Here is a 26,245-nt window from a genome sequence, read left to right as displayed (position 1 = left end):
TTCTCAGGGTATATTCTGTGCTGAACTGTGCTGACAAAGAAAAAAAATATTTTTTGAAATTGCAAGAATGAATATATGTTTTGTAACAGATTATAAATAAAAATATAAGATACCCCTAAATTGGATGGTTATTTGGGGGCATCTTAAAATAGTAGAAAAATATTTTGTGAAATGGTATTTTTATTATTGTATTACCTTAATACTTTTATGAATGTTTTTGCCATCTATTCGGATGACGTATATACCTTGGGGGGCATTTTTTAAGGATATATTTTCTGATTGTCCGGCTGAGATATTACTGAAAGAAGTATGATATACTTGTTTACCGTTTATATGATAGATACTTAATAAAACTTGTCGGTCATCTTTTCCAAATAATAGATTGTACATACCATTTCCCATAGGATATAAGATGATGTCTGGGGTAGTTGCTGATATTTCTTCTGTATGGGCAGCGAGTTCGATACATTTTTTTATACCGTTCCATGCATCGATCTTCCCGAATCCCCAAATATTATTCCCGTTTTCAGAAATGTCGCCTGTATAATTATCTTTCCGTGCCGTTGTTTTTAAAATGTTTCTTACATTTTCAGGATTTAGCTGTGGATTGGCTTGTAACCATGTTGCCAGCACTCCGGTGATAAATGGTGATGACATGGAAGTTCCTGCCATATAACCATAATAATATTTTTTCCCGTTATAAATTGTTGGATTATTGGTTAGCATATCTCCATAATAACTATCATTAATTACACCGTTGGCACTGGAATAAGAGGAGATGATAAAAGCTCCTGGGGCAGAAATATCGGGCTTGATGCGTCCGTCAGCAGTAGGTCCATGGCTGGAAAAATCAGCTATGGAGCCGATTTGACCATATGCTTGGTTGTTATAAGCTCCGACAGATATAATTCTTTTTCCAGTCCCTCCTATTTCTCCAACTGTACAATTTGTATCACCGGCATACCATTCTGAAATTCCGCGGTCGGAAAATTCTCCGTAATAGTCGTGGGTCCAAGCATGTACTGTTCCTTCAGTTGCAGATATAATTATTCCAACATAATATCCGCTTAGATTGTCGACGCTGACTTCAAGATAAATGTTGGGCTTATTGTTATTGTGGTCGATTCCTGTATAAATATTTGCATACCCGTTTTTTACTCCGGATAAAGCAATTCGTTCGCCAAAACCGTTAGATATATTGGCGTTGAATTTTTTACTTTTATTCATTTGTTTATTAGACTTGTTGTATGTAAAAATTTCAACCTGATAGTTCTTTCCTACTTCTCCCCAAATATCGCAAGGTAATATATAGGATTTCTCTCCGGTTTCAGCAGGATCAGAGAAATAAAAAGCACTTATGATTTGAGAATCGGATGAAGAAAAACTTTTAGATAGATGTAGAGGTCTATCACCTTCATTTCCGGCCGATCCTACCATTAATCGCCCATTTCCTTGCATTCCATCGCAGAACTGGTCGAAAGTGGATGTTCCATCATGGGGACCTATATGAGTTCCTAAGCTCATATTGATAACACATGGTTTATTTACAGATTCGGCATATTCGTAAATGTATTTAATTGCATTTGATAAGTCAACATCTTCATTACCAACACTTACAAGAACAATGTCAGCTTCACCGGCAATACCTTGAAAATTCTGGCTTTTATCAGCCCCTGCGGCAATACCGGTTACATGTGTTCCATGTGTTTCGGTCATGTAGTCGTATTGTGCATTAAGTATTTCTTGAGTTGTTGTATATTCTGTGCCATAACTAAAATTTGATGGGGTAGAACCATTAGAAGTATTTTGATTCCATACCCGTTTTACACGAAGCTCTGTTTTATCTGCATTATAGAAGTTGATATGTCCATATTCAAATCCGTTGTCTATAATACCTACAACGACATTTTTACCTAAATAAGGCATATTTAGGTTTGTCCCATTTTGTGTCTGGGTTACAAATGTTTCATCTCTGGCAATATCCATACGTTTATATATAGGAGTTCCTATTTGGATATATTTTACAATATCCAATGCTGCAATATCCTCAATTTTGTTGACCGGTATTTGTACTGTAATTAGTGAATCGAGTTGCGAATTTATTTTTACATTGTATTCTTGGAGGGTAGATGGGTCAGTATCTTTCTTTAAGTATATATATGAATTAATATATTCGATTTTTTCAACTTCACGTATCATAAATCGTTTTTGGATAGAAGTAGATTGAGACGTTTGTTTCTTTTGATTTATAAAATGTCGAGTATATGGAGACATTTTTGATTGTTGAGAAAAAGATACGGCAGTTATACATAATAACAAGAAAAGAATAGTAATTTTTTTCATATAGTTGAATTTAGAATTATCGTTTAAAAATAGGTCGGCTGGTTTCGATGGATGTTATTTCCGGATAATTTGCTATAATAACAATTTTATTCAATGGGCAAGAGAAAACGTTTAATGAATCATTGTATGAGGTAATTTGTATACCAGATTTTTCTAAACCGTGCTTATCAAATAGGGGAGTGGTATGTAAATATCCTTTGAAGATATATTCCCCGTTTTGTAATTTTATGTGGTGTTTATTTATAATATCCTTAGACGGGATGTATGAGTCGATATTTTCAAAATGTTTAGTTTCTTTACTTAAATCATTCCATAGCATTTTAAATCTTGCTGAAAAATGTACAGATTCTGGTAAGATCGTTGAGGTGTTCATACATAATTCTGTATTATGACTAATTTCCTTATGTTTTGTTGTATTGCAGGAGATGCAGCAAAGTATTAAATAAATGGTTATGAGAGATATTTTTACCATGAGTATCTTATTTAGAAAGATTAAGAAACTCACAAAGGTATCAATTTGTTTGTAAAAAATTTGAATATTGCTTATTTAAAACATCGATTTGTAGAAAGAGATATACAAAAAATCCTCTTTATATTATCATGCTATTAAATCACAGATGATAATTAAAGAGGATTTAATCTAAAAACACAAAATAAATCTAATTTTTTACCTATGAAAATTAGAACTTTTATAAGCGATTATGTCGTTACTATAGGGAAATAAATTTAGTTTTTAGTCGAAAAAACTTTCCAAACGGAACATTCTTATTTTATTGGCTTGTAAAATATTTTCTAATTTATTTAGGAATATAAGGAAAAATGTAAGAAAGGTGAGTATTGAAAGTATTCACCTTTTTTATTTAATAGCTGAGTCTTTATCAATTTTTGATGTGCTTTTGAGCCATCCGGGAACGATAATTGTTCCTAAAAGAAGATACATATAATAAGTGATAATACGCCAGATAAAAGCAACAACAAGCGCCATGCCTGTTACTGTAAAGAAGTCAGAGTAGTATTCTTTAAACATGAATTCGCTTAGTCCGCTACCTCCAGGAGTAGGGCTGATGCCCATGAGTATCCATAAAACAAATTGCCGAGCAAAAGCTAAAAAGTAATTGCCGGAAGAGTTAAATGCCAATAATAGTGCAACTACTACCAAGTATCTGGATATCCATGAAAATATGGTCAGAATAAATGCTTTATTCCAAAATGAGATGGGGCGTTTACTGATTTCATGAGAACTGTTTTCTAAATTATCGGCCAGATTGTATATAGAGATACGCCATTTTTTAAGGAATCTTAGGGAGAATAATTTTCGAAGAAGATTACCTATCCAGTGGGGTTTATGAAAAAGAGCTATATATAATATTAAGGTCCATAAGGCGATGGCTGAGTAGATAATGAAAAATAGAATTTCAGCACTTGAAGTAATAATAGTGGTACTACTGAAAAGAATATTGAAGGGGAATAAGAGCAATATTAATAAAGTTGCAATAACTAAGAATAATTCATCAAGAAAGAGGCAAGTTATCATAAGGGCTGTACTTCTTCCTGCTTCGATCCCTTCTCGGTTCAGAAACCATACAATTAGGCTGCTGCCTCCGACGGAAGATGGAGTAACAGCTGACGTAAATTCACATAATACATTTACATTAAATGCTTGTTTCCAACTAAGTTGTTTATCTGTAATATATCTATATCTCCATATTAATCCTACGTCACGGCTAAACATGAAAAATATTGCCAGAAGGATATAAAATGCAGTTTGCCATGTAAATTTAATGTCTTTTAATAAAGCTGGATTAAATTCACGATAAAACATTATAGTGATGACTGATAACCCGATAATGACAGGTAAAAGGATGTATCCGGTATTGTATTTTTTTATTTTGTTTGACACTATTTGGGTTATTTATGCTCTATTCAAATCGAAAGTTGGCAGCGTTGTTTTAGTATAATATCTATGTATTATATTTTGATATCGATCGGCTACTTCTTCTACAACATCTTCCCATGATCGGGCAATGGTGTGTGATGCTTGTAGCCCTACTTGATGCATCATTTGGGGCTTTTGTATAATATTTATTATTTTATATGCAAATTCTTCCGGACTGTTTTTCGCAAGGAATCCATTTATAGAATCGTTTATAATTTCAGCAGATGTTGCATCCTGTATCAATAAAGAAGGTGTATGTAGAGCAGCTGCTTCTCGAACTACGAGGGGAGCATTGTCATATAATGATGGGAAGAGGAAAAGGTCGGTTGCTGCGTAATAATGGCTTAGTTGTTCTCTGTCAGTAATTGTTCCTAAGAATGTTATTTTGTGAGACAACCCTAAATTTACAACTTTTGATTGTAACTCTTTCTGCGCATATCCTGAACCTATGAAAAACATTCGAAATGGATATTCTTTGATTAAATTGAGAGATTGAATCAAAAAAATCAGATTTTTTTCTAAGATATGCTGGCCAACAAAGAGAAACATAAATTCATTTTCTTTTATTCCCAATGAATGTCTCATAGTCGATCTCTTTTTATCAATATCTTGTATGTCGGAGAAATCATTACCATTGTCGACAATTTCTACTTTTCCTTTGTATCCGTATTCGCGTAGAGTTTCTTCTACAGCAGCTTGGGGTATCCATACTTCATCGGCTGATTCGTAAAAGTCAATAACGTTTTTAAGTAGCCAATTAACTAAAGATTTATTTTTGATAACTCTTTCAAAATCGGCTTTATATTTGGAGTGAAAAGTTGCAACTATAGGTATTTTCTTATTTTTAGCTATCCGCATGGCTAAGTTTCCTGAAGAAAAAGGACAATGGGCATGGACTAATGAGAATGAGAGCCGATGTATACGATTATGAAAAGGAAAGTCAATTCGGGGAAATCCTAATCTATAAGGCTTTCTCATGGGGATAGGAATAGAAGAGTATCTGAATATAGGATAACCTTCTTTGTTGGTTACTCCTGGAGATTTTGGGGTTACAACGCAAACGCTTCCTGTTTTCTTTTGTAACCAGTACGCATAGTTTTGTACGGTCAGAGAAACTCCATCCATGATAGGAGGAAAACAATCATTGAATAGTCCGATCATTTGTCTATATATAAATAATGTTGTATTGAATAAACAGTTGGGTATTACAATTGTTTAACATGTATGAGACAATTTTGAGAATGTACTAAAAAAAGTAATAGTAAAAACTTTATTGATTAATAAGGTGTTTAATAGATATATAAAAATATGCAATATGAAAAAGTTTTTGGGATTTTGGTTATTGACGATAATATTTATATCTTGTATTGATGATGAACATTACTCTCCTGTTGCTCCTAAAGAGAAAGATTTAGTAACGCCAGAGTTAAGTGCCAGAATGGCTTCAAGTAGCATCGCTTTTACAGGGCTTTTAGAAGTATATCCTTGTTTACAGAATACATCTACGTATTATGGAAATTATAGGAGCGGACGGCAAGTGGTTATTAATGGAACGTATATTATTTCTGATGGAGAAGTAAAACCAGAGATGGGGTTACCTGTTATTTTACCTATTGGAACTTATAATATATTATATTGGGGAAAAGTCCAGTCTTCTGAACCGACGTATAATAATGTAGCAGCTTCAGATGCACCACTTTCTATAGGGAGTAATTTGTCACAACAATATATCGGTTTGTGGAAGCCCTCTCTTGATACCTTGTATTATCCGATTTATGATTATGTATATGCTGTAAATCCGGTAGAGATAGGAAATGAGCGTTTATCCGCTTCATTACAAAGAAAGGTTGCTGGAGTAAAGATTATTTTGACAAATAAGGATGGAAAACCTTTTGATGATGATATAATAAAGGATGTGACAGTTCACATTGGAGGGATTTCAGAAAAAATGAATTTTTATACTGCAGAGCCGGTAAATCCGACAAAAACAGTGGGTATAAATCTTTCTTTGTCATCAGACAAAATGCAATACAGTAATGCTACGGCAATGTTGTTGCCATCTTCTGACTCTCCATTATTACAGATATTTATTACTTTAAAAAATGGGGCAGTGAAGATATTTAAGCAAAATTTATCGAAAGCATTTATTGCTAATGAAAAATTGACCTTGAGTCTGTCTTTGAATGAAATTTTTTCAGAAGAAAGTTCTTCTGGAGGATTCGATGTAGATCAGTGGGATGAAAATCATGAGACAATAGATTTACCTCCAATTAATTAAAACAAATATGGCGAATAAAATTTTATTCGCCATATTTGTTTTGTAAAGGTTAATTTGATGATTATATAGCTTTATCTAAAGCTTGTTTTATGTCAGCAATGATATCATCAGCATTCTCGATACCTACTGAAAAGCGAATTAAATCTGGTGCTACTCCAGCTTCGATTAATTGTTCATCAGAGAGTTGCCGGTGTGTATGGCTGGCTGGATGTAGAACTGATGTACGGGCATCAGCGACATGAGTTACGATGGATGCTAATTTTAAGTTATCCATAAAACGAATTGCAATGTCTCGTCCTCCTTTTAATCCAAATGATATGACTCCACATGAACCGTTAGGCATATATTTTTTTGCAAGGGTATAATATTTATTATTTTCTAATCCACAGTAGTTTACCCAGGCTACTTTAGGATTCGATTGTAAATATTCTGCTACTTTTTGAGCATTTTCGCAATGACGCGGCATTCTGAGATGAAGAGTTTCAAGTCCTAAATTTAAGAGAAATGCATTTTGTGGAGATTGAGAAGAGCCAAGATCTCGCATGACTTGAGCTGTTGCTTTAGTAATAAAGGCTAATTTCCCAAATTTTTTTGTATATGTAAGGCCATGGTAAGAATCGTCGGGTTCTGTAAGACCGGGAAATTTGCTGGCATGGGCATTCCAGTCAAAATTGCCGCTGTCTACTATGGCACCTCCTACAGATGTGGCATGACCATCCATATATTTAGTTGTTGAGTGAGTGACAATATCTGCACCCCATTCAAATGGGCGACAATTAATAGGGGTTGCAAATGTATTGTCTACGATAAGGGGAACTCCATGGTTATGAGCTATACGGGCAAATTTTTCGATATCAAGGACCGTAAGGCCAGGATTGGAAATTGTCTCTCCGAATAATGCTTTTGTGTTGGGTTTGAAAGCGGCAGATATTTCTTTTTCAGAAGCATCTGGATCAATAAATGTAACCTCAATACCGAGCTTTTTCATTGTTACGCCAAATAAATTGAAAGTGCCGCCATAAATGGTAGAAGAACTTATAAAGTGGTCACCAGCCGAACATATATTGAAAATCGCATAAAAATTAGCAGCCTGTCCCGACGAAGTGAGCATCCCGGCGACTCCACCTTCAAGTGCTGCTATTTTAGCTGCAACAGCATCACATGTAGGATTTTGTAGGCGAGTATAAAAATAACCGTTATCTTCTAAGTCAAATAAGCGAGCCATTTGTTCGCTTGTTTCGTATTTGAACGTTGTACTTTGATAGATAGGTAAAACACGAGGCTCTCCTTTTTGTGGATTCCAACCTCCTTGAATACAGATGGTTTCGGGATGAAATTTATTTTCCATATTTTATTTAATGTTTATTATGTCGTTTTTTTCTGAAAATATTGATTTGAAAATACAAATGTAGTGAAATTTAGGGTAAAAAGGTTGTTTTTATGTTTTTGTAAGTTGGAGAATAAGGATAATATATTAAATGAAAGAACAATAAAATGAGATTTGGTTGAAAAGCTATTTTTTGTTATTGAGTAATTTCCTTACAGCAATATTTCTGTAAAATTTAAACGACTTCTTATTGCAGAAAAGATTTTTATAATTATCTTTGTCCTATCATTTGGTAATGTTCTATTATTGGATGGTGTCGTGCGGTAGTAGCTCAGTTGGTAGAGCATCAGCTTCCCAAGCTGAGGGTCACGAGTTCGAGTCTCGCTTACCGCTCTTGAAAATCAGTTATTTACGAAATTTCGTAAATAACTGATTTTTGTTTTATAGAGGTATTGGGGATTTTGTTTAAAAACCGGGAACACGTCTTTCTCATACTACTATCATTTATAGCAGACTATTCTAAACAGAAATTTTATGCCCAAGATATTTGATATTTAGGATATATCCAATATTCGTTAAGGAAATTTCGCTTAGATGAAATGATTAGTATAAATAGTATAAATAATGAGAATTTCTTTTTTGGTAGAAAGTTTATAAAGATAAATATACCACAGATTTATAAGTCTGTGGTATATTTATAGTAGTTTTAATAATCATATTCCAGTTCGAAATTATCAAGTAAAAGTGTTGCTCCGTCGGCTCCGGTAAAGTAGTCGCCATATTTACTAGCAGAACAAACAATAACGAGATGTGTAGGTTTTCTGTTTCTATTGTTGTTTCCATTAGTACAATTCCAAGAGTAATCCAGTTCTAATTCAAATGGTTGATAGCCATTTGTGTTACTGCCTTGGCTTAATTCTGCATAGGCAATGATATGAGGATCTTTTTTGTCGAAAAGTTTGCGTTTAGTTTTGTCTGTGCTGGTTTGGATCGTAACGGGTTCCTCCCAGTCTCCTAAAGCTACATATATAAAGCACGTATCCGGTTTTCCCAACAGATAGGAAAATTCTTCGTATCCATTGCTGTTATAATCTATAGTTGCTGTTGTATAGCTATAATATCCTTTAAGTTTGGTCGGGTACGAAGTGAAAGGACGGCCAAAAGATAGTATGCCATCAAGACCTACAGTTTCCACATATTTCCCTGCAAATAGATTTCCTGCAGCAAATTTACCTAAGCCAAATAATCCTACAAATTGAGATTTTAGTTGTGCTGCTTTTCCTGTTCCATTATATGTTTCTTCTGTCGGTTCAGTCACATTTTTGTTTAATGTTGATGAGCCGTGGTTCCCGCTATCCCAATACATCTCCTGTCCTTCTCCATAGACCAACCATATTTTTTTAGGTTTCTGCCAGTATTCGAATGAGCCATTTTCAAGAGGGATAGCTTTACCTGTAGTAAACATGATTTCTTCCCCATACTCTTCTCCTGAATAAGCTCGGTATATATAAGCTGTTTCTGCTTTTAATCCTGACAATCTTGCCGATAAAGTACTGCTTGTAGTCTCTGACGGTATTGAGCCTTGCCAGTCAGTTGCAGAAGCTTCCCGCCATTGGAATCCATTTTCTTGACCTTCTATTCCTTCTCCGGATAACCAGGCAACATTTACCCAAGCAATCGCTTCATTTGTGGTAACATTACTTTCTCTTTGAAATACAAAAAGTTTCCATTCTAAAGTTTGATTATGGTAAGTTACATTGACATTTATGGAACCGGCAGAAAAATCACAATATTGGTCTTTTAGATTTGGAGTCATATTGGTGATGTCAATGGGACCTAATTTTAAGTCTGTGATTTTTACTTTTGTCAAATCCCCAGTGGTACCAATATAAGCTACGGCTTTTTGGTTTATTGGATCTATATATGCGTTACCAATTTGACCTTCTACAGTAAATATATATTCTATATTTTGTTTTCCAATGATTGTCCATTCGTAATCTTGATATAGCGATATGATAACATTCAAAGGCTTGCTTAAATCAATTTCTCCTTTTAAAAGGATTGAAGCCTGTGCATTGTCAGGAGTGAGTGTTACTTGTTTTATAGCAACTTTATTGATATCGGTTTTTTCGTTAAGCTCGACGGTTACGGTACGTTTATCGTTGTCTATAATTGTCTCTCCAGTCTGGCCGTCAACAGTGAATGTTGCAAATCCGGCTTGGATGCGAGGATAGGGTATGTCGTTATTAAGACATGAGCTCAATCCCATGGAAATGAGTAGTAATAAGCTTATTGCGACAAAATGGAGCGATATATGAAAAGTTAAGAATCGATTCATAACTGTATTATATATGTATAGTTATTCCAATGTTGATATTGAATAGATTAATCTTGAAATTAGCTCCGCTGGATGTATGGGAACCTGTTTCTTCTTGGTTTGTTTTCTGTTTCTCATTGCGATATTTGAGCCCGAGCACTCCAAATGACACTTCTGTACTGACATTGTTCATGATAAATACAGATAATCCGGGGTTTAGACCTAACTGTACTTCGGTAATTGTTGTACGGGTATCTTTTCGACTTTCTTCGCCATCTTTACCTCGGGTAAAACGAGTACTGCCATGTCCGACCGACAGGGATGTTTCATTGAATACTGCAAAACGCATGTGTGTGTCGAGCCCGACATAAGAACGATGAAATATAGTACCGCTGAAAATATCTTCCATTAGATACATATCTTTCATTGACAAGTCCAGATCTTCAATATTGAGATTGAGATTACCTAATCGTCCCATTGTTCGGGTATAGCCTAATTTAGCGCCGACACATTGATTGTCTTTGAAAAAATATCCTATAAATGGGTTAATTTTTACAGTGTATCCATAGAAATCAAAATCTTTTAATAAGGAAAGCAACATCCGGCTGTCTTTACTGTCAAAATTAGCATATGAAGCAGACATACCTCCCATCCATTGCTTTTTAGGGATAAATAAATAATTGGTGATTCCTCGATTAAAACGCCCTACTGCTCGGCTGGTAAAGAATGTTTTACGGCCGAGAGGCAATGTCTTTATATTGTTAGAGGTTGTATCTTCTGTTATGGTATGGCTGGTAAAAATTGTATTGTTTTTTATCTCTTCCGATTGAGCAAGGAGGGCTATCGGGGCATAACAGAGGAACAATAGTGTGAAAATATGCTTATTTATCATTTTCAATTTTGTTTCGTTTAGAGGTAAAAAGCTATACCTAATCCAATTGAGAATAAGTTTATTTTAAAATTTGCTGAACTTGACGAATAATCACCATTATAAATTTGGTCCGTTGTTTGTCGGGTTTTACTGTAGTTTAGTCCTAATACTCCGATACTGACTTCCACTGTCGTATAATTATTGACGAATGCAACAAGGCCCGGTGCCATTCCAAATTGGAGGTCGGTAGATGAAGAGAATGTTCCTGATACAGATTCTCCTTTCCCGTTTACGTATTTCGATTGGCTGCCTCCAATACTGAGCTGTGCTTCGTTGAAAAGGCCAAAACGGGCAGAACTTCCCAAACTTATGTAATAACGCAGAATGGCCATTCCTGAATAAGAATGGCTTAACTTGTAAATATCTTTCGTATTGATATTCATATCATCATTGATACCTATATCGAGACGGTCTATTTTTGCTAGTGTGCGTTGATACATAGCTCGTCCTCCTGCTGCCAAATTATCTTTGAATGCATAGCATAGGACTGGGCTTATTTTGAAGGAATAACCGCTGGCATCAAACCCGTCGATAACTAAAAATTTATAATTTTTATCGTCATATTGGGAGTAAGATATAGAACTTCCTACAATCCATTGACCTTTGGGGACAAAGGTATGTTGTTTTATTCCTCGGTCAAAGTCTCCTGCGTATACTGATAATACACTTATTCCGAATAAAATAAGTGTCCATATTTTTTTGTTTGTTTTTCTATTCATAAGAGAGATTAAAATCGTCCAACCATAATGTACTTGTAGTACTTCCTGTAAAATAATCACCATATTTACTTGCACTGGCTACTACAATAATGTATTTGGGCTTACGTTCTTTCGACCGGTATTCTAACTTTATAGAAAAGTCTTTCCAATCGGTTTGTCCTTGAGTCAGATTTAGTTCTCCATAAGCAATGATGTGTTCATCGTTCGGATCAAATAATGTTTTATCTTTAGTCTTGATACGAACAGGTGTATCCCAATCTCCAATAGCAATATATATACATCCGATATCCGGAGTTCCTGATGTAATTCCTTCTGGAGTCCCAGAACCCACGTAATCGATCGTTCCTTGATTGTATTTGTAATATCCGGTAAGAGTTGCCGGACGATCAGTAAACGGACGCCCGAAGTCCAGAATACCATCAGTACCATCAGTACCTACATATTCTCCTGCAAATAGGTTTCCTGCAGCGAACTTACCTATACCCAATATTCCTACAAACTGGGATGATAACTTTATAGAACGATTTCCATTTACTTGGGTCGACTCATCGTAATTGGTAACATTTACACCTAATGTAGAAGAACCGTGGTTTCCACTATCCCAAAATATGCTCTCATTTTCTCCGTAAATCAGCCATATTTTGCCACTTTGATGCCAGTTTTCAAAACTATTGTTAGGTAATTGGGTTATATTTTCGGTAGTAAATGTTTTGGTTACAGATGATGCTTGTTGTCCATCTGTTGCAACTACTTCATAAGTAGTATTTGGTGTTAAATCTGTGATATCAGCATAAAAAGTGTCTCCTGATTCTATAGCTGGGGCTGTAGTCCATTCGTCAGTCGTTCCTGATTTGCGATATCGGAATCCTAATTCGGCTTGAGTAGCTTTTATCTTTTTACCTTCTAAACGGGCTCTGTTGGTCCAGACGGTAACTGGATTTATTTCTTCGGTCAATACTGTTGCATTGGATACTATTAGCTTGAAGTCTTGAGTCCTACTTTTTTCAGCAATATCAGTGGCTGAGAAGGTAAATATATATTCTCCTTCAGGCAGGGGTTGCATGAGGGATTCTGCGAATTTTACTTTCAATAACGATTCTTCTTTTTCTGCATTGTAAATGTATTCGTAGCTGATACCCAGATTTTCAAGATTTGCTTTTTCTCCTTCAGACATTGCCATAAAATCGAATGATGATGGAATGATATTTAGTTGAGCAAATTGTTCACTGGATAGCATTGCGCTTTTGAGTTCTGATGTAGTATTAATAAATACTGTCCTTGCAATACCTTCTCCGATTTCTTGGTATATAGGTTGGGTGATATCAAATTCATAGCCTATTATATCAGGCCGTTGACGTATGTATACATCTTCATTTACTTCAATGCGGCTTTCGTCTATTGTAATTTTGATAAATGCTCCACCTTCCTGATAATCTTCACCATTATTTGCAAAAGTTAATTTATATTTATAGCAAGGTTTTACGTCTGTTATGGTTCCTGTATATTCAAATAAGTTGTTATTAATATCTTTAGCCGTTAACTTGTACTGTAATTCTGTCTCTCCGGTAGGCATCATAAAATAACCGGCGTTATCTTGTTTTGAGAAATCGAATGCCAATTCTCCGACTGATGACCATACGGTGACAACACAACTTTCCGGATCAAGAAGTGTTGCGATATTATTATCGTATGTTACAGAGACCAAAGTATTTGCCAGGCAGCATGTAACATTTACTTCTGTAGATTGGCCTCCCTTTACTGTGAAAGTTTCGCTTCCTTTATAATAAGGAGTATCGAACGATGCATTTACAGAGTCTCCTGCTGTTACAATTACCTTGTAACTATCACTCGTCAAATGTAGTTCTGATGGTACATTTGACATTCCTTCATACTTTCGGATAAGTCCTTTGGAATTTCGGATATATATTTTACAACTTTCTTCAAGTGATGCTTTGGTGAGCGCTCCTCGTGTAGTTGAGCGACCTAATTGTATAGGCACCATCTTGATGGCATCATCGACTCGAACTCCTAATTTAAGAATTCCTTCTCCTTCTGATAAAGATATGTCTTGTGTGCAAGCGTATACCAATAGTATTACACATGAACATAAGATTTTATATATGGTTTTCTTTTTCATTATTGAGTAATTATAGTCAGTGTCTCTGTTATAGATTTGTCATTGTTATCAGTAAGGTTTATAACAAATTGATGAGTCCCAGCCCCATATATACCTAATAATGGAGTAAATTGTGTGATATTGAAGTCGAGTTCGGTTTTATTTATAACATCTTCTTTAACGGGAAATCCTAAATTTTTGATTGCAGTTTCAAATTCTCCGGGATTTACTAAATCTAAATGATCTGTTAAACCTACTCCAGGAAGAACTGGAGTCAATTTTTCAGATACGATATCTACGTTCAGGCCTTTGATTCCGCTGGGAGCATTTATTTTTACGATGACAGGTATGCCTTCTTCCGGTATATTTGTTGGAAGAGTAATCGGATTCTTAATGTCAAAGGTCTTTCCGTTAAAATCTTTGCCGCTTATACTCATGTCATTTTCGCCTCCGGAGGGAGGATTAACTGGATCTTCTTCAATGAGATCTTCTTCAATAGTGATGTTAAAATTTTTGTCTACAATTATGGCTGTGGCATCTAAGCCTATAGAAGGATTGAGAGTTCCATTTTCTAAATTTCCGTCGGGATTTGTAGATTTGAGTTTAAATGTGATGGTTAGTGTTTGGGTATCTTTCGATACCTTGCCATTTGCCGTTTGTATCGTAGCTATGCCATCAACAAGTCCATTAAAGTAAGCTGCATAGAAGATGTTGTCATCTTGATCTGGTTCAGCATAGAAATAGCCGGCTATATTTTGATCTTTTTGTGTCTTGGTATATATTAGGGAACCTTTACCTATCTCAACAGTTACTTTGTAATTGTCGTCCATTAAGGCAAGAAGCTTATCTTCGAATTCTATTTTTACTTCTAAATTTTTCAGTTTACATGTCACATCGACATTTTCTGTAATTTTATTTTCTTCAATAGTAAAATCTGACTCTCCACAATACCATGGTTTATCCCATTCTGCTGGTTGTACATTGTGTGAACTGGCCGTCAGTTTGTAATTCCCCACTTTTAAGACAATACCATCTTCACTTATTTCATTGTATTTTAGTAATTCAACTTGTTCTCCGTTTTCTTTATAGATACCAATAAGATATTCATCAGTATTTATAGAACGTGTAGTTGTCAATTGAGGTTTTAACAGTCGCCCAGTAGGTCCGTCTTGTCCATTGCTTGAACTATTTCCCGTAGAAGATGATGTAAGCTCATAGTCGAGTTTTTCTCTGTCACAAGATGTCGTTAAAAATAGCCCGGCAGAAAGAACTAATGTAATTATATATATTTTTCTCATAATACTTTATTTTCTATGTTGTAAGAATCTTAATATGTTAAGGATATGTCATCGATATATAAGTTACTCCCTTCGTAATGGGTGTAACCGTCGATTTCTCCATTCTTGACAAGGCTTTTTAGATTTGATGTTTCTGTCCCTTCTTCATCAGAACAAGCTGCTGAAGAGGAAAATGCTATATACATATGTGTAGCTTTTAAGCTGGTGTTAGTATATGTAATCGGTATTGCATTTTCTATGAATTCAGTAGTCTCGCCTCCCCCGGTTATTTCTCCTGCTCCTAAACGGATGGTTTCACCGTTTGTCCTATTCTCGACAACGACCCATGCTTTGAAATTGTCATTTCCGTTCGGTAGATATTTATACCAAAATTTGACGCATGCGGGTCGGGAGGTGAATGGCTGCCCGTAGTTATATGTATCTTTATTATTGTTATGGTCAAAACTATATGTTCCCATAAATAGTTTTCCGGCAGCAACATGCTTGAGATTTATTCCAGAGTTTCCAGAACCATTATCCCAGCCCACTGTACGAATCAGGGCACAGTTGCCGGTGCGTCCTGTACGTTTTAATGCTGACGGAACAATATTATATGTAGATTTCACATTAGGGCTTCCTTCAAATGTTTTTTGATTTACACAAGCCCAATATGACTCCGGATAGTTTGCTGTAACATCTACGTAAGACCAGAATGATGCTCCGTTCATTAAACTTTTTCGGGTATTATCTGTCCATTTTTCAAGACTGGGATCTTCTAAACTAAGTTCTTCTTCAGTCAAGAATGATTGTGATTCGCTGAATTCATTCTCCATGCATGAAGCTTTAACATGATACGTTGTAGCAGCAGATAAGGACTCTATCAAATAATATCCGTTTTCTGTAGAAGCATTGATCTTTTTCCAATCATTTCTGTCACTCGATAAATATATATTGGCATATTTGTTGATAACCTCTTGATATTTACTATCTGAAGCTTTTAATGAGATGGAACTCTTATGTGCCCATACATCTGCTGGATTTATCGTAATTGAGTATTCGGGAACTTTAACGTTCAGCTTCTTTTCTTCTGAGTCTTTCTTATCTCGATAAGTTGCTAAAATGCTGACAGGCTCATTTGCAGTAATGATATTTGCTTTTATATAACTGTTTCCATCGACAGTGACAGGTTCGTTATTACTGCATTCTTGCCAGACTCCGGCATAGAGGTATTTTATTTTTATCTGATCGAATTCTCCGTTTGTTTGTACAGGAATAAGTGCTTCATTACTACCTATATATACAGGCTCGGGATCATTTAGGATTATTTCTAATGGAGTATTTTTTATTTTTAATATAACCGGCTCATTTACTTTTCCGAATTTATCTTTAATGACTACTCCAAATTCATGTGTATCTGAATTGCCGGTAATCATCAATTCAGGAATCAAGTTGGTGAAGTCGATGACTGCCATGGTACGTTCACCTTTTGTATTTTTCAGCCAGTTAACTTTTAGTCCGTTATTTGTTAGGTTTTGGATATCGGTGTTAGCCAAATCTATTTCTGCAGGCCATCCATGAGACAGAAGATAGGCTGAGTTTGTAGTTAATGTACAAGTTGAAATCCCACCTCGAGCGTTAATCATTGTATTTACAGATGGGGCAGAAACCTCTCCAAGTTCTATTATTTCTTGTGTTATATTTGACTCGAAGCCTTCGTTAATAGCGTAAGGTGGTTTAGAATTCCAAAAATCTTCAGATAAATCGATAGTAATAGGTTTTTCGGTAGTTGAGTTATCGAATGATATCAATAGTTGTGCATCGCCAACCTCTCCATTATTTACATCAAATTTTAATCGGTAGTGTTCTTTTCCTATAGCACCCGTAATAGTTGATGGTTCGAATGTTGTAGTTTTGCCATCTTGTTTGGTCATTGAAAGAATGATATTTATATCTCCTGGTTTTATATAGGCAGAACGGGTTTCATTTTTATCGAATTTTATATATTTACCACCATTTACATGTATTGTTGCAGAATAATCGGTAAAATATTTTTTAAATGCGTCGGTGTAATCGATAGAAACTTTTACATTAGCGAGATAACATGTTACATCAAGAACTGATTCTTGCTTGTTGGCTATAGTAAAAGAAGAAGTCCCTTCATAGTATGGTAAGTCAAAACCTTCTTCATCAATATTGCCATATGATGCTTTTAGTGAGTATGTGCCTATTGGATATTGAGTATCAGGGGTAAATTGGCTGAATTTTTCCCACTCTTTATAAACACCACCTTGAGCATCAAAAATGGATATTTTGAAATCACTTGTAGACGGAAGAACTGTTTCTGGTACAGTATTGTCAATTTCAGAACGAGTTGTTGATGTTACTTCGTTTACCTTGTAGTCGGCTGATATATCTAATGTTAGCGATCCATAACCTGCAATTTCCTTATCGTTTTCGATACATGCTAAACACAGTAGAGCACATACGCTACATACAAAAAGTATTTTGAGTTTCATTTGTTTCTGGGTTAATTGCAATTTTATCATTATATACTCGGAAATTTTTACCTATTGTATATTTCCCGTTTGTACTTGACTATATACCTGTCAATTTGCTACTGGATATTCATACGTTTTCAACCTATAAATTGTTTGCAAATATAAGCAAAATAATTGATTTGCCTTTTATTTACCTTGATTTTGCCTCATTTTCAGTAACTTTTGCAGAGATAAAAGTCTATTTATTCTATTAGTTTATGTGTATTACATTTCATTCGGATATTATATATTTATATTTAATTTGAATTTTGTATATCTCTTAAATAAAGAAATTCGCTTTTTATTAAAGAAACTTTTAAATTCGGGACAAAATTAGGATATTGTATTTAATAAATAAATGTCTATTTATTAGAATTTGTAGTCTATTTCTAATATACCCCTATTCTAAAACAAATGTTTGATACAAAAAAGTATTCTATTTTTAAAAAAGGATAGGGATTTGATATTTTTTTTATTCATCTCCTGATTAAGATTAATGAGTACTTTATCTGTATTTTTATGAAACTTGGCTATCTTTGTGAAAAAGATAAATTATGAAGTTGACAGATATATGGTTTACGGCTTTGGCCGAAAGTGAGGATGGCCAAATGATTGTGGTTTCCGGTCGTGATAATATTTCTGATTTTAGGAAATCGGGTAAATTTAGAGAGCGGGCGGAAGTTACATGGTCATATCGTTCTGCTATTAATGGTATGCCTTCAGAAGAAGAAGCTAAGAAGATGGAGGAAGTACAGCTTGTCTTGCAACGCTCTATGGAAAAGAATAAGTTGGCAATACTTACAGGTGTATATACGGGAGCAGGTGAACGAACATGGGTCTTTTATACCCGTAATGTCCCGGCATTTGGTCTGATGTTGAATGATGCACTTGCTGATTTTGAACGGTTACCATTGTCTATATATACAGAAAAGGACTTAGGATGGGCTGAATATCAAGAGATGTATGAGTCAAAACCGGAAGAGGGGAGTGATGATTTTGAATAATAATAGATTATTTACTGTTTTGCATCGATGTACAGAGATAACCGAGCTTATAAAAGTCGAAGACGATGAGGCTGGGTTTTTTATTTGTTATTAAATATTTTTCAATAAGGGGCCTTATCGATGTAAACAGGAAAGATATCGGGATGTGTAGAGGTTTAGTTTTCTTATAAAATGAAAGAATTTTTATTTTATTAGATAGTTGGGAAGGATATTCTGCTCTTTCGTATAATTCTTTGAGAGATATGATGGATTGTTGTGTCTTTTGTAGAAAAATAATATTGTTCTCAATGCCTTTGTGGTATAGAGGATTGTTGATATGTAAGATTTCTTTTTTTTCTTTTTCTAACATAATACCCAATAAAGTGTCTTCATGTCCGTATTTGGTAATTGATTCATCGAATTTGATAGCCAAGAATATTTTTTTAGGAATTAGCATATTGAAAGAGGTAAAAGCTTGATATGGAGCCTTATTGCGTGTTTGCGCAGATTTCTCTTCTCTTTTATGTCCATATTGGAAACGAAGGCTTTTTTCCGGAGTATAGTCTTTGATATCATATAAAAGACCTCCGCAGATTATTTTATCAGATGGGAGGAATGGAAGATATTTCGCAATATAATTGTTGCATATTCCGGCATCGCAGTCAATGAATAGAAGATACTCATATTTTGCTTCTTGAGCTAACTGGTTACGTATTGCGGAGCGTCCGATGTTGGCGGATAAGGCTGTAAAGTGTACAAATTGGAGTGTCGATAGACTTTGATTTTCTTTTTGAAAATGGTCGGAACAATCGTCGATTAGCCGGATTTCAAAAGGGATGTCCGATATAGTACATTGTTTGTGTAAATCTTTGACTAAAGAACGGCAATCGTAGTTGTATATTGGAATCAGAATAGAAAGCATGTCATATATAAAATTGTTCGACTGCTTTCAAAGGTAGAAAAAATCAACTAACAATAAAAGAGGTATTATAAAAAAACATATTCCTTCTTCATGAGGGAATATGTTCTTTAAGTATGCTGTATAAATTTTTATTCAGCACTTTCGGTAGCCGGGGCATCAGCAACAGGTGTTTCTTCTGCTGGAGCGGCTGTTTCTTCACTTGTAGCAGCTGCGGCAGCTTCTGCGGCAGCTTTTTCAGCTTTTTTCTTTGCTACTTCTTCAGCAATAGCTTTGTTTACTTCTTTTTCAGCTTCTAAGCGTTTTTTTGCTTCAGCAGCTTTTGCTTCGTTTACTTTTGCTTTTACTGATTCGATAACAGATTGTTTGTTTTTCAACCAAGCGTTGAAACGATTTTCTGCTTCCTCCATTGAGAACGCGCCTTTTTTAACACCGCCCAATAAATGTTTTTTCAGTAACACTCCCTGTGCTGATAAAATGTTACGGGCAGTATCGGTGGGTTGAGCACCGGTTTGAAGCCAATACAAAGCTCTATCGAAATTCAAATTTATTGTAGCAGGATTAGTGTTCGGATTATAAGAACCTATCCTTTCAATAAATTTACCATCACGTGGTGCCCTGCTATCGGCGATTACAATTTGATAAAACGGATAACCTTTGCGTCCGAATCTCTGTAATCTAATTTTTGTTGCCATTTGAAATTTGTTAATTAGTTAATATTTTGCATTAGCGGTGCAAATGTACTATATTTTTTTGTATCACAAAATAATGTCTCTCAAAAACTTCCGAATTTAGATTATATTTTTTCTTCTTTCTGTTATAGTTTTGTCTATGATATTGTGATAAAAGAAGGGGGCAATTCTAGTATTGGGGCTCTTCTGAGTAAGCAGTATTTAGGGACTTTTCTTACTATTTTAAGAATAATTTCTTCTTTTATAGATTTATATAAATAGTAATAAATAAATTAAGATAATAATTTGTAGATATCTCTTAAATTCTGTAATTTTGAGACTAAATAATATATTATTAACTAACCAAAATATAATTAATTATGAAAAAAATTACTCAGAGATTTTTATTGACTCTTGCAATGTGTGTAGGGGTATGTGTAAGTGCTTTTGCTCAAGCTTCGCTTCCATTTAATTTTGATGGGAAATATGCAGATATAGCGAAGACCGAAGGTTTGGTTGCTACGAATATTGACTCTAAAGACTATGGGTCTCAACCTTATTTAAAACTTAACAAAAAGGGATCTGAATTGATATTGAATTTTACGGGAGTACCTGATAAATTGGTTTATACAATTAAATGGAATGCGGGAAATTTAAATACTTTTGATGGTTCTTTTACGGTTTCTGTTTCGGAAAATGGAGTAGATTATGTTGTGGTAAAGTCTTATGCAGAAGCTTCTTTGCCTAAAGGAAAAGCTGTGGAAGAGGAATTTTCTATTGAGAATAAAAGTGTCCGTTATATAAAGTGGTATTATGATGAAAAAGTTGATGGAAATATCGGACTTGGAGCTATATCGTTGACGGCTGGTGTAGCAGAAGATGTAGTAGAGGCACCTGTATTCGATGTTGCAGGGGCGCTGAACGGATATGAAAAATACATAGAGAAAGCAACTGTAGAACTTACTTCTGCGACAGAGGGAGCTAAAATTTATTATAATATAAATTCTGGTGAAGTGCCTTCTGCCACTTCGACAGAATATACAGCTCCGATACCGGTGACTGAGTCATCAACGATAAAAGCTATTGCTATCAAAGATGGTAAAAGCAGTACTGTAATAACTCGAGAAATATCTGTTGATGCGAATGATGTAGTAGCATTGCCTTATCTTCAAAAATTTGACGGGTCATTAGCAGACTGGTATCCTTGTAGTATTAATGGAGAGCAAGTTTGGGCTGCAGCGTCTTATCAGGAGACGACATATGCCAAGATATCTGGATATTCAAGTGGATCAAGATTTGAAAATGAAGATTGGTTGATTTCTCCGGCTATTCCTGCAGGAAAAATAGTCGTTAATTTTGAGAGTGCACAAAATAAAGAATCTGATGGGACAGGTATCGGTTTTGCTTATTCGTTTGATTATGATGGATACTCTGATCCGGCTACAGCTTCTTGGACTTTTGTTACTGAAGGTATAACGTGGTCACCTGTTGGCGAGACATATGCTATAACTCCTTCTGGAGATATTGAAATAGATAATACGACGGAGAATCCTACTCATATAGCATATAAATATACGTCATCGAACGAGGTTGCTAATACATGGCAAATTTATAATGTAAATATTGATAAAAAAGAAACTGTATCAGTAGAAACTGAGACGGTATCTGATATTGATGTATATACAGCTAATGGTAATATTTATATTAAGGGGGCTGATGGTAAAAATGTAAATATTTATAATATGCAGGGACAAGAAATAAAAGCTTTTAAGGCTGATGCGGAAAGTGTAGTTCCTGTTGTTAAGGGTATTTATATCATAAAAGTCGACGGAAAGGCTGTAAAGGTAATTTTGTGATATGAGAATATTATATGATATGTGTAAAAAGGCGTGGAGTTTCCACGTCTTTTTTCTTGCTGGTCTTTTTTCAGTTTTTACATTGTCAGCGCAAGAAATCTGGACAGAAAATTTTGATTATAATATAGGTGATTTATTGACAGAGCATGGATGGATAGCTAATGTTTCGGGTGAACCTGCTATGGTGGTTTCTGGATTGTCTTTTGATGGATATGTAGCTACGGGAATAGGGGGTGCTGTGCAATTGGAAGGTGATGGGGAAGCCGTATATACTCCTTTTCCTAAAGTGAGCAAGGGAAGTGTATATGCTGCTTTTCTTGTGCAGATTAATGGAGCAGGAGGAGCTAATGGCCAATATTTTTTGCATCTTTGGGATGGGGAGTTACCTACATGGATGGGAGGTACTAGTACCAAGTTTGATTATGATGCACGAGTATATTGTAGTAATGATGGTAAGAATATAGGACTGTCCTTTTCCGATAATCAAAAAGCTTTGTATACGACTTCTGATTTTATAGATAAATATCGTACATATTTAATGGTTTTAAAGTATGAAGTTGTTCCTGGAAATAATAATGATAAAGTGAGTTTATATGTTTTTGATTCGATGACTTCAGAAGTAGAGCCTGAAAATCCTACCCTTGGACCTATTGTGAGCACCTCGGGAGATAAAGATGATATATTCCCGGCGGGTATCGGTTTACGTCAGGGCCATCAAGATATAAATATTATAGTAGATGGTATACGGGTTGCGACTTCATGGGAAGCTGCTGTATTGGGGAAAACCTCTGATATAGGAAAATCAACATTGGAGTGCCCGCGAATATGGTTGTCTGAAAATAAAATTTGGGTATCGAGTCTTGTTGCAGAGAATGTTTATCTATACAATATTACGGGAGAGCAGGTTGCGGTTCAGTATTGTAATGTAGGAAAGAATGTTTTGGATGTTAGCTTGGAAAGTGGAATATATTTGATAAAAATGTCAGGTAAAACATACAAAGTAGTTATACCTTAAAATTGTTTAGTAAAATCTTGTTATCGACCTGCAGATATCTTGTCAACAAGATATCTGCAGGTCGATCTATTTTATGATATTTATGGTTTTTGTATATAAAAATTCGTACGTTATTTTTGTGAGAGTGAACCAATGATTATGTTTTGAGTTTTTTTATATGGATGAATTGAAAAACGATAGAAAATGGCAAATAGTAGTATATTGATTAATGATGTGTTGGTTTTCAACGGGTGTAATAAAGATGTTTTCCGTGCTAATATTTTCGTAGAAGATAGTTTGATAAGGAAAATCTCGGAGCAGGATATTATTGTTCCGGAAGACACTTTGATAATTGATGGAAAGGGTAAATTTTTAATGCCTGGATTGATAGATGCTCATTGGCATACTTTTATGTCAAGTAATACAATGATAGACCTTCTGACTGCAGATTCTGCTTATACACAGATTAAGGCTATTAAGGAGGCTGAGAATACATTGTTAAGAGGTTTTACAACAGTACGTGATGCAGGAGGACCGGTGTTTGGTATAAAGAGAGCTATTGATGAGCAGATATTGCCGGGACCTCGTATATATCCGTGTGGAGCTATTATTTCACAGACTGGTGGTCATGGAGATTTCAGAGCTGTGTATGAAGAACCTCGTCCGTTTGATTGTTGTAAATTGAGCCATACTGAGGAGATTGGAGCTGCTATTATTGCTGATGGTGTTGATGCTGTTACTGTCGCTGCTCGTAACAATATCCGGTTGGGGGCAAGTCAGATAAAGTTGATGACGGGGGGTGGCGTGGCATCTCTGTATGATCAGCTGGAAGATACACAGTTTTTTGAAGAAGAAATTAGGGCTGCGGTTAAAGCTGCGGAGGATGTTGGTACTTATGTTATGGTTCATGTTTATGTTCCGAGAGCTATAAAGCGTGCTGTTTTGGCTGGAGTTAAAAGCATAGAACATGGGCATTTGATAGATGAGCCGACAATGGAATTTATGGCACAGAAGGGAACGTGGCTTAGTATGCAACCTTTTACCTATAACGATAATCAATATCCAAGTAAGGCTCAGCAAGATAAACATAAAATAGTGGTAGATGGTACTGACCATACCTACAATCTGGCCAAAAAATATCAGGTGAAATTGGCTTGGGGCACAGATTTGCTTTTTAATCCAATGAATACGAAAAATCAGAATCAAGGGATTTTGAAATTGCAAAAATGGTTTACAAATTATGAAATATTGAGGATGATCACGTATGACAATGCGCAGTTGTTATCTCTTTCTGGTTCTCGTAATTCCTATCCTGGTAAGTTGGGCATAATTGAAGAGAATGCTTGGGCCGATATGATAATATTGGATGGTAATGCGATGGATAATATTGATTTATTAGGAGACCCGGGAAAAAATATACTTTTAATTATGAAAGGTGGTGAAATATTTAAAAATATATTATAGTGAAGAGTATCTTATTATATGCTATTCAGTTTTGAAGGGAAGCAAGTCTTTAGTTTGTATAATAAAGAAACTTGTAAATAATTTATTTACAAGTTTTTTGTTAGCGGAAGGAGGGGGATTCGAACCCCCGGTACCGTTGCCAGTACGACAGTTTAGCAAACTGTTGGTTTCAGCCACTCACCCATCCTTCCTTTGTGAGCTTTTCTCGACTAAATCGGTGCAAAGATAGGTAATTTTGCGTATTTGCCAAATATAATGTTGTATTTCTTTTTTTATTCTTTATAAAAATGTATGTAACATCCTGTTTTACAGTTAAGTAATGTCCTATTATTTCTTTTCAATATTTTGTTTTGCATTCCTTATTTTTAATAAGGAATCGTTGTTAATTTCTTTTTTAAGATTTTCCATGTATGGGGAGAATTTTACCTCATCAGAACCATAGCTTAGGTTGAGTTCATATTCCAATGGAAGCCAGGTAAATATATCGGCTTCATTATGTTGCATAATAGCTTCCATTTTGTCTAATGCTTTGTATATTTTAGATTCAAGAGTGACTAAATCATTCATTTCTTGAAATAGGTTAGTCAATTTTTTTTGGTAGTATTGAGGCAGAGATTTGATTAATCGGGATATCTCCAGATTTTCGATTGATTCGTCTTTAGAGGTTTTTAGAAAAGCTGGTATGTCACCAGTGATAGCTTCTCCAAGATCATGGAATATACACATTAATATCACTTTTTGTATATCTGCTTCTGGAAACTCGTCTTGAACGAAATAAGCCATCAATGATAATCGCCAACTGTGTTCAGCTACGCTTTCTTGTCGATGAGTGGATGTCCATGAATGTCGGGCATTGCATTTCATTTTTTCTGCAATTGCCATTAAATTTATAAAATCCCTGGGTAGCATATATTTGTGATAGATAAATGTAGAATAAATAATGCGATAACTTAAGATAAAGCTACCGCATTTGTATGGAGTTACTTGTTTGTTTTATTTAAAATGGTAAAGGAATATTACTGTAGCGTCAAGTGCTGTTTTTTTACAGTCTTTTATTTCTAAAGAGACCTTGATTTCGGCTTTGGCAATACCTCTTAAATTAATGAGTGAAACCAGTTTTGCTCTTATTCTTACATCGCTGTCTACTAATACTGGTTGGTTGAATCGAAGCTTTTCTATGCCGTAGTTTACCAGCATCTTTACATTGTTGACTTGTATTATTTGTCCCCAAAGGTAAGGTAATATAGAGAGATTTAGATATCCATGGGCTATGGTTGTATGAAATGGGCTTTCTGCTTTTGCTTTTTCGACATCTACATGTATCCACTGGTGATCAAATGTTGCATCGGCAAATTGATTTATTTGTTCTTGAGTGATTTTCAGATAGTCTGATACACCTAGTTCTTGTCCGACATATTTTTCGAACTCTTCGTAACTGTTAATAACTAATTGGCTCATTATAATGATTTTTATTTCCTGATATGAATATTTTTTGTTTAATAATTAGTTACAAATTATTTTGATATAATTTGTAAAAGAAATGAATAATATAAATTTCTTTATTATTAAACGGATAC

20 protein-coding genes and 2 tRNA genes are annotated in these 26,245 nt (G+C 34.9%); 6 read left to right on the top strand and 16 right to left on the bottom strand.

Annotation, left to right across the window (positions count from 1 at the left end; translation table 11 throughout):
- Positions 1 to 183: 183 nt before the first annotated feature.
- The 4 genes from Cop2CBH44_RS07410 to Cop2CBH44_RS07395 form a co-directional block, all read right to left on the bottom strand.
- Positions 184 to 2,343, bottom strand: a complete 2,160-nt coding sequence (locus Cop2CBH44_RS07410) for a S8 family peptidase (protein ID WP_200755821.1) — start codon at positions 2,341 to 2,343, stop codon at positions 184 to 186.
- Between the two features lie 16 nt (positions 2,344 to 2,359).
- Positions 2,360 to 2,716: a hypothetical protein gene (locus Cop2CBH44_RS07405; RefSeq protein ID WP_154668424.1), complete on the bottom strand. Its 357-nt coding sequence runs from the start codon at positions 2,714 to 2,716 to the stop codon at positions 2,360 to 2,362.
- A 483-nt stretch (positions 2,717 to 3,199) separates the two neighbouring features.
- On the bottom strand, positions 3,200 to 4,243 hold the full coding sequence (locus tag Cop2CBH44_RS07400; protein WP_200755820.1) for a lysylphosphatidylglycerol synthase transmembrane domain-containing protein: 1,044 nt from the start codon (positions 4,241 to 4,243) through the stop codon (positions 3,200 to 3,202).
- A 12-nt stretch (positions 4,244 to 4,255) separates the two neighbouring features.
- Entirely contained in the window at positions 4,256 to 5,440 is a 1,185-nt protein-coding gene (locus Cop2CBH44_RS07395; RefSeq protein WP_021931060.1) for a glycosyltransferase, read from the bottom strand.
- 154 nt (positions 5,441 to 5,594) lie between these two features.
- Here Cop2CBH44_RS07395 and Cop2CBH44_RS07390 point away from each other — a divergent pair, with 154 nt between their 5' ends.
- Complete coding sequence (locus tag Cop2CBH44_RS07390) at positions 5,595 to 6,557, top strand: FimB/Mfa2 family fimbrial subunit (RefSeq protein WP_021931059.1); 963 nt, start codon at positions 5,595 to 5,597, stop codon at positions 6,555 to 6,557.
- Between the two features lie 61 nt (positions 6,558 to 6,618).
- On the opposite strand, the gene Cop2CBH44_RS07385 is transcribed toward Cop2CBH44_RS07390, so the two are convergent.
- Entirely contained in the window at positions 6,619 to 7,905 is a 1,287-nt protein-coding gene (locus Cop2CBH44_RS07385) for an O-acetylhomoserine aminocarboxypropyltransferase/cysteine synthase family protein (protein ID WP_200755819.1), read from the bottom strand.
- 299 nt (positions 7,906 to 8,204) lie between these two features.
- On the opposite strand from Cop2CBH44_RS07385, the gene Cop2CBH44_RS07380 reads away from it, so the two are divergent.
- A tRNA-Gly gene (locus Cop2CBH44_RS07380) sits at positions 8,205 to 8,277 on the top strand.
- A 313-nt stretch (positions 8,278 to 8,590) separates the two neighbouring features.
- Here the strand turns inward: Cop2CBH44_RS07380 and Cop2CBH44_RS07375 are convergent.
- Genes Cop2CBH44_RS07375 through Cop2CBH44_RS07350 form a run of 6 tightly spaced genes read right to left on the bottom strand, consistent with a single transcriptional unit; the run spans position 8,591 to position 17,760 of the window.
- Positions 8,591 to 10,222: a PCMD domain-containing protein gene (locus tag Cop2CBH44_RS07375; protein ID WP_200755818.1), complete on the bottom strand. Its 1,632-nt coding sequence runs from the start codon at positions 10,220 to 10,222 to the stop codon at positions 8,591 to 8,593.
- 7 nt (positions 10,223 to 10,229) lie between these two features.
- The gene (locus Cop2CBH44_RS07370; protein WP_021931056.1) at positions 10,230 to 11,093 is read right to left on the bottom strand and encodes a hypothetical protein; all 864 of its coding nucleotides are present in this window, start codon (positions 11,091 to 11,093) and stop codon (positions 10,230 to 10,232) included.
- A gap of 17 nt (positions 11,094 to 11,110) precedes the next feature.
- Positions 11,111 to 11,851 (bottom strand): hypothetical protein, encoded by a 741-nt coding sequence (locus tag Cop2CBH44_RS07365; RefSeq protein WP_021931055.1) that lies wholly within the window; start codon positions 11,849 to 11,851, stop codon positions 11,111 to 11,113.
- A complete protein-coding gene (locus Cop2CBH44_RS07360) occupies positions 11,844 to 13,988 on the bottom strand; it encodes a DUF4493 domain-containing protein (RefSeq protein ID WP_021931054.1) in 2,145 nt (714 codons plus the stop codon). The genes Cop2CBH44_RS07365 and Cop2CBH44_RS07360 overlap by 8 nt, the downstream gene beginning before the upstream one ends.
- Complete coding sequence (locus tag Cop2CBH44_RS07355; RefSeq protein ID WP_021931053.1) at positions 13,988 to 15,265, bottom strand: DUF4493 domain-containing protein; 1,278 nt, start codon at positions 15,263 to 15,265, stop codon at positions 13,988 to 13,990. Before Cop2CBH44_RS07355 ends, Cop2CBH44_RS07360 begins: the two co-directional genes overlap by 1 nt.
- Before the next feature lie 29 nt (positions 15,266 to 15,294).
- Positions 15,295 to 17,760: a DUF4493 domain-containing protein gene (locus Cop2CBH44_RS07350; RefSeq protein ID WP_200755817.1), complete on the bottom strand. Its 2,466-nt coding sequence runs from the start codon at positions 17,758 to 17,760 to the stop codon at positions 15,295 to 15,297.
- Between the two features lie 575 nt (positions 17,761 to 18,335).
- Between Cop2CBH44_RS07350 and Cop2CBH44_RS07345 the strand changes: the two genes are divergently transcribed.
- Positions 18,336 to 18,785: a DUF695 domain-containing protein gene (locus Cop2CBH44_RS07345; protein ID WP_200755816.1), complete on the top strand. Its 450-nt coding sequence runs from the start codon at positions 18,336 to 18,338 to the stop codon at positions 18,783 to 18,785.
- Positions 18,786 to 18,792: 7 nt separating this feature from the next.
- Here the strand turns inward: Cop2CBH44_RS07345 and Cop2CBH44_RS07340 are convergent, their stop codons facing one another.
- Complete coding sequence (locus Cop2CBH44_RS07340) at positions 18,793 to 19,686, bottom strand: glycosyltransferase family 2 protein (protein WP_021931050.1); 894 nt, start codon at positions 19,684 to 19,686, stop codon at positions 18,793 to 18,795.
- Positions 19,687 to 19,814: 128 nt separating this feature from the next.
- Positions 19,815 to 20,378, bottom strand: coding sequence for a 30S ribosomal protein S16 (locus tag Cop2CBH44_RS07335; RefSeq protein ID WP_021931049.1), 564 nt, complete (start codon positions 20,376 to 20,378; stop codon positions 19,815 to 19,817).
- A gap of 356 nt (positions 20,379 to 20,734) precedes the next feature.
- On the opposite strand from Cop2CBH44_RS07335, the gene Cop2CBH44_RS07330 reads away from it, so the two are divergent.
- The 3 genes from Cop2CBH44_RS07330 (at position 20,735) to Cop2CBH44_RS07320 (ending at position 24,668) form a co-directional block, all read left to right on the top strand.
- Positions 20,735 to 22,210 carry a chitobiase/beta-hexosaminidase C-terminal domain-containing protein gene (locus Cop2CBH44_RS07330; protein ID WP_200755815.1) on the top strand — a complete coding sequence of 492 codons (1,476 nt, stop codon included), beginning with the start codon at positions 20,735 to 20,737 and terminating at the stop codon, positions 22,208 to 22,210.
- 1 nt (position 22,211) lies between these two features.
- Positions 22,212 to 23,225 (top strand): T9SS type A sorting domain-containing protein, encoded by a 1,014-nt coding sequence (locus tag Cop2CBH44_RS07325; RefSeq protein ID WP_200755814.1) that lies wholly within the window; start codon positions 22,212 to 22,214, stop codon positions 23,223 to 23,225.
- A 183-nt stretch (positions 23,226 to 23,408) separates the two neighbouring features.
- The gene (locus tag Cop2CBH44_RS07320) at positions 23,409 to 24,668 is read left to right on the top strand and encodes a metal-dependent hydrolase family protein (RefSeq protein WP_200755813.1); all 1,260 of its coding nucleotides are present in this window, start codon (positions 23,409 to 23,411) and stop codon (positions 24,666 to 24,668) included.
- Positions 24,669 to 24,772: 104 nt separating this feature from the next.
- On the opposite strand, the gene Cop2CBH44_RS07315 is transcribed toward Cop2CBH44_RS07320, so the two are convergent.
- The 3 genes from Cop2CBH44_RS07315 to Cop2CBH44_RS07305 form a co-directional block, all read right to left on the bottom strand.
- Positions 24,773 to 24,859 (bottom strand) — tRNA-Ser (locus tag Cop2CBH44_RS07315).
- A 136-nt stretch (positions 24,860 to 24,995) separates the two neighbouring features.
- Positions 24,996 to 25,550, bottom strand: coding sequence for an HD domain-containing protein (locus Cop2CBH44_RS07310; protein WP_246469187.1), 555 nt, complete (start codon positions 25,548 to 25,550; stop codon positions 24,996 to 24,998).
- Between the two features lie 111 nt (positions 25,551 to 25,661).
- The gene (locus Cop2CBH44_RS07305; protein WP_044227841.1) at positions 25,662 to 26,126 is read right to left on the bottom strand and encodes a MaoC family dehydratase; all 465 of its coding nucleotides are present in this window, start codon (positions 26,124 to 26,126) and stop codon (positions 25,662 to 25,664) included.
- Between the last annotated feature and the right edge of the window lie 119 nt (positions 26,127 to 26,245).

The organism is Coprobacter secundus subsp. similis (assembly GCF_015097275.1).
Lineage (GTDB): Bacteria > Bacteroidota > Bacteroidia > Bacteroidales > Coprobacteraceae > Coprobacter > Coprobacter secundus.
The sequence above is the reverse complement of the archived record's forward strand: the minus strand, read 5'-3'. Positions and strand labels throughout refer to the sequence as shown.

Coding starts and splice junctions, on each gene's coding strand:
- Cop2CBH44_RS07350 (WP_200755817.1), bottom strand. CDS start 17,760: ATGAAACTCAAAATACTTTTTGTATGTAGCGTATGTGCTCTACTGTGT.
- Cop2CBH44_RS07325 (WP_200755814.1), top strand. CDS start 22,212: ATGAGAATATTATATGATATGTGTAAAAAGGCGTGGAGTTTCCACGTC.
- Cop2CBH44_RS07405 (WP_154668424.1), bottom strand. CDS start 2,716: ATGAACACCTCAACGATCTTACCAGAATCTGTACATTTTTCAGCAAGA.
- Cop2CBH44_RS07330 (WP_200755815.1), top strand. CDS start 20,735: ATGAAAAAAATTACTCAGAGATTTTTATTGACTCTTGCAATGTGTGTA.
- Cop2CBH44_RS07345 (WP_200755816.1), top strand. CDS start 18,336: ATGAAGTTGACAGATATATGGTTTACGGCTTTGGCCGAAAGTGAGGAT.
- Cop2CBH44_RS07355 (WP_021931053.1), bottom strand. CDS start 15,265: ATGAGAAAAATATATATAATTACATTAGTTCTTTCTGCCGGGCTATTT.
- Cop2CBH44_RS07305 (WP_044227841.1), bottom strand. CDS start 26,126: ATGAGCCAATTAGTTATTAACAGTTACGAAGAGTTCGAAAAATATGTC.
- Cop2CBH44_RS07375 (WP_200755818.1), bottom strand. CDS start 10,222: ATGAATCGATTCTTAACTTTTCATATATCGCTCCATTTTGTCGCAATA.
- Cop2CBH44_RS07310 (WP_246469187.1), bottom strand. CDS start 25,550: ATGGCAATTGCAGAAAAAATGAAATGCAATGCCCGACATTCATGGACA.
- Cop2CBH44_RS07340 (WP_021931050.1), bottom strand. CDS start 19,686: ATGCTTTCTATTCTGATTCCAATATACAACTACGATTGCCGTTCTTTA.
- Cop2CBH44_RS07395 (WP_021931060.1), bottom strand. CDS start 5,440: ATGATCGGACTATTCAATGATTGTTTTCCTCCTATCATGGATGGAGTT.
- Cop2CBH44_RS07385 (WP_200755819.1), bottom strand. CDS start 7,905: ATGGAAAATAAATTTCATCCCGAAACCATCTGTATTCAAGGAGGTTGG.
- Cop2CBH44_RS07370 (WP_021931056.1), bottom strand. CDS start 11,093: ATGATAAATAAGCATATTTTCACACTATTGTTCCTCTGTTATGCCCCG.
- Cop2CBH44_RS07390 (WP_021931059.1), top strand. CDS start 5,595: ATGAAAAAGTTTTTGGGATTTTGGTTATTGACGATAATATTTATATCT.
- Cop2CBH44_RS07320 (WP_200755813.1), top strand. CDS start 23,409: ATGGCAAATAGTAGTATATTGATTAATGATGTGTTGGTTTTCAACGGG.
- Cop2CBH44_RS07365 (WP_021931055.1), bottom strand. CDS start 11,851: ATGAATAGAAAAACAAACAAAAAAATATGGACACTTATTTTATTCGGA.
- Cop2CBH44_RS07335 (WP_021931049.1), bottom strand. CDS start 20,378: ATGGCAACAAAAATTAGATTACAGAGATTCGGACGCAAAGGTTATCCG.
- Cop2CBH44_RS07410 (WP_200755821.1), bottom strand. CDS start 2,343: ATGAAAAAAATTACTATTCTTTTCTTGTTATTATGTATAACTGCCGTA.
- Cop2CBH44_RS07360 (WP_021931054.1), bottom strand. CDS start 13,988: ATGAAAAAGAAAACCATATATAAAATCTTATGTTCATGTGTAATACTA.